The organism is Bartonella sp. EBT8, from assembly GCF_055796165.1.
Genome location: NZ_JBTTDJ010000039.1, coordinates 1 through 3,280, shown reverse-complemented (window position 1 = coordinate 3,280; position 3,280 = coordinate 1). Strand labels below are relative to the sequence as shown.

Annotated in this window: 6 protein-coding genes; 4 read left to right on the top strand and 2 right to left on the bottom strand. The window is 37.2% G+C overall.

Annotated features, from left to right (window positions below; translation table 11 throughout):
- Positions 1-323 precede the first annotated feature (323 nt).
- From AC0QT4_RS08695 to AC0QT4_RS08680, 4 genes are all read left to right on the top strand, one after another.
- Complete coding sequence (locus AC0QT4_RS08695) at positions 324-644, top strand: hypothetical protein (RefSeq protein WP_473201283.1); 321 nt, start codon at positions 324-326, stop codon at positions 642-644.
- A gap of 3 nt (positions 645-647) precedes the next feature.
- Entirely contained in the window at positions 648-1,232 is a 585-nt protein-coding gene (locus AC0QT4_RS08690; protein WP_473201282.1) for a hypothetical protein, read from the top strand.
- Between the two features lie 558 nt (positions 1,233-1,790).
- Positions 1,791-2,525, top strand: a complete 735-nt coding sequence (locus AC0QT4_RS08685; protein WP_473201281.1) for an antA/AntB antirepressor family protein — start codon at positions 1,791-1,793, stop codon at positions 2,523-2,525.
- Entirely contained in the window at positions 2,522-2,800 is a 279-nt protein-coding gene (locus AC0QT4_RS08680) for a hypothetical protein (RefSeq protein WP_473201280.1), read from the top strand. Before AC0QT4_RS08685 ends, AC0QT4_RS08680 begins: the two co-directional genes overlap by 4 nt.
- Before the next feature lie 51 nt (positions 2,801-2,851).
- Here AC0QT4_RS08680 and AC0QT4_RS08675 read toward each other — a convergent pair whose 3' ends face one another.
- Both AC0QT4_RS08675 and AC0QT4_RS08670 read right to left on the bottom strand, forming a co-directional pair.
- On the bottom strand, positions 2,852-3,157 hold the full coding sequence (locus AC0QT4_RS08675) for a BrnA antitoxin family protein (protein ID WP_473201279.1): 306 nt from the start codon (positions 3,155-3,157) through the stop codon (positions 2,852-2,854).
- Positions 3,135-3,280 (bottom strand): BrnT family toxin (locus tag AC0QT4_RS08670; protein ID WP_473201263.1); only part of this gene is annotated, 146 nt, incomplete at its 5' end. The genes AC0QT4_RS08675 and AC0QT4_RS08670, both read right to left, overlap by 23 nt.

Genomic DNA, 3,280 nt, shown 5'->3' with positions numbered 1-3,280 from the left:
AGTAGTTGTCAAGCGGCATCTTGAATATGAATGGTAACTTCTTTCTAAAAACACCAGATTTTGATTAAAAAAATAAAAAAAATACTAGATTATGATTTTTTCTGTTGACATCGTGTAAAAAATCGTATTTAATGACGGCACGGCACTAGTCGTATTGTGTCTAAAATTCAAAAATATTCCCCAAAAATTCAGTAAAATATGGACCTGAAACAGGGCTAAAGAGTCCGGTTTTCTCGGTAATTCTGGCTTGTCCATTTTTTCAAATCGTAAAAAGCAATATTTGACGCATAATGTCATTAAATCATTCCTCAAAAGGAGCAATAATGAAAGCTGTCATCACTAAACCAATGTGTGTCGTTGGCGACAATAAAAGCACCGTTCGTTTTGAACCTTCTACACAAAATACCCCATTTGTTGAAGTTTCTAATCAACTCTATGCAAGGCTCAAGCGTGCCAATGCTGCAAAACCTTTTGTTGAGAACAAAACAAACGCAAACCCTGATAAGACAAGTAAAAAGGTTGAGAAAGAAGACAAAGAAAATGGACAAACATCAACTGAAGAAGTGGTAGAGGAAACCACACCCATACAGGCAAAAACACCTAAAGTTTCTAAGCCATCAACATCTAATCCCAAAAAGGCTTAGAAGTTGAAATTAATTATCCGCCAAAAATGGTATCTTCAGCAAGTAAAGGATACCTTTACAAATCTTCAAGCACCACGCCTTAATTGGACTTTGCGTAATGCTGTAAATACCGCAGCAAAACAAGTGGAACGCTTTGCTGAAAAGGAAATTTCTGATCTTACATCAGCCCAATCAAAGCGTATCAAAAAAGGCGTTTATATTAAGGGAAAGGCTACAGCACAGCTTCTCGAGACAGATATCATTGGCTCTGGAACACCGATACCTCTTAAATTTTTTAAAAAAGTAAGAGAAACAAAACACGGTGTGGCTTACACAATGTTTGGCAAGCAAGAAATCTTACCCCATGCTTTTATTCGAGGTGGAAAATTTCCAAAGCGTGTTGAATTAAAAATGGGCAACAATGTTTTTCAAAGAGCCGATGGTGATCACTTCCCTATTGCAAAACAAATGGGACCATCAATTGCTGGAGTAATGTCCAAGCCAGAAATTGCAAGTACTATTGCACAATATGCCAATGAGAGATTAATCAAAAATATACAGAGACAACTTGAACGCCAAGAATATGCTGCTAACAAGAAAAAGAAATAATGTTCTTAAGCTATGTAGATACACTACTCACTTCAATTGTAATTTTAAAGCAAATTATCACTTTCACTTTGGCTTTTTCCATAAAAAATACAATAAAATCAATGCAAAAGGTACTTTCCAGCGGGTTGGGAGTGTTGCGGGGCAGGACAGCGCGAACTATCGCTAGCGTTAGAATTTTTCAAATTGACTGTACATTGTACACATAACTCATTGATAAATAACGATTTCAATATGTGCACTGTACAATATATGATTATTTAAAAACAAAAAATTATTTTTATTCTTGACATTATTTCTGTAACATATATTTTCGAATCAGGTGCCTGAAAAACACCGAACGATAAGCGGATAGATTACCGAAATAATCTCTTCCCGCCGAAATTTAAAAACTTTGACTCATCACATGCTTTGTAGCATATAGTGATTTTGTCGGGTGTGGTTACACTATACAATACCTTTGCGGGAAAAGTGTAACGACGGACTTATCGCCGTGTTTTTCAGCGCCCGGCACTCTCTTTAGAGTGTCAATGAAAAACATCTAACGATAAGGAGTTCATTATGAACACTCTTATAAAAATTAAAGAACAAACCATTGATCAAGAAACTGTTCAAACAGTTGATGCACGTGACTTGCATAGTTTTTTAGAAATCACATCAAAGTTTGCAGACTGGATTAAAAATCGTATTAAAGAATGTAAGTTTCGGGAAAATATAGACTTTATAGGTTTTTCTAAATTTTTAGAAAAAGGTGGGCGCCCAAGCATAGAATACTACCTCACATTAGACATGGCTAAACATCTTTCGATGATCGAGCGTAATGACAAAGGACATCAAGCAAGAGAATACTTTATCGAATGTGAAAAACTTGCAAAGCAGGTAGTCACACCACAGGTTGATTATTCAAGTCCACAAGTGATGTTAGGTGTCTTAACACATCTAAAAAACGAAAATGAACGTAAAGACATCATAATTGCTGAGCTAGAGCCCAAAGCAAAGGCGCTTGACGGTTTAAAACGCTCTGATGGTCTGTTTGGTTTGATTGAATCTGCAAAGATGTTAGAGGTACGACCAAAGGACTTAACTGATTACTTGCGTAAACATGATTGGGTCTATCGACGGGCTCCGGGTGCTCCTTTGTTACCTTATCAGGATAAGATCAAGAAAGGTCTTATGGATTGCCCTGCTATTACTATTCAAAGACCCGATGGTACAGAAAAGGTGCTCCCTTCAACGAAAATCACATCCAGAGGATTAGCTTGCTTGAGAGAACAAATCCATGGAGGTGTGCAATGAATACCAGTGTTGATTTTTTATGTGATTTGTGGATGGCTTTGTTTCAGTTTGTCAATTGTGAAGGCATTGGAGATAAAGACTGTAGCGCACTGGTTGAGGTTATGAGCATGGTAGAGAAAGCTTTGATTTTAAAACTTCAAGATGACGTGCCAAATATTACAAAGATTTTAGCAGTTCTTACAGGTTTTGGAACTTCAGAATTACCGCATATCATGAATCCGTTATTGCAAGCTTATGCTCCCAATATTGAAAGTCCTGTTGTGAAAGCTGCTTAAACAAAAACATAACTCCCCTCCCCGTTCTCAAAAATGGGGAGGTAGTCTGATTTAGCAACCGCTTGCTTTTTTTAAGACTTCACCCATACGTGCGCGCCAATCTTTCCCTTGTTTTTTAAAAGAGGCAATAATATTTGGATCAAGGCGGAGAGTAACCGCTTGTTTAGGAGACTCAACTGGTGGTCGTCCACGTTTACGGCGCTCTTCTGTTACATACTTAAAGAAGGAGGAAGGTAAAACATCTTTAGCTGGCTTTAAACGTGCAAGTTCTTCATCTGTTAGTGGTGGAGAGTCCACGGATTCCCAATCTTCTTTTGTATAATCATACTTTGTTTCAAAGGTTTTTTTGATAGTCATTGAAAACCTCTCTTTCTTTCTTATTCGCTTGACGAAAACTAATAATGGATATCGCTTCATTGCCAAGCTTTGCAAAAACAATAACTGTCGTACCATCAGCAAAATGTCCAATAGCTTTCATGC

Excerpts from the sequence above, each read along its gene's own strand:
- AC0QT4_RS08695 (WP_473201283.1), top strand. The coding sequence starts at position 324 with ATGAAAGCTGTCATCACTAAACCAATGTGTGTCGTTGGCGACAATAAA.
- AC0QT4_RS08680 (WP_473201280.1), top strand. The coding sequence starts at position 2,522 with ATGAATACCAGTGTTGATTTTTTATGTGATTTGTGGATGGCTTTGTTT.
- AC0QT4_RS08685 (WP_473201281.1), top strand. The coding sequence starts at position 1,791 with ATGAACACTCTTATAAAAATTAAAGAACAAACCATTGATCAAGAAACT.
- AC0QT4_RS08675 (WP_473201279.1), bottom strand. The coding sequence starts at position 3,157 with ATGACTATCAAAAAAACCTTTGAAACAAAGTATGATTATACAAAAGAA.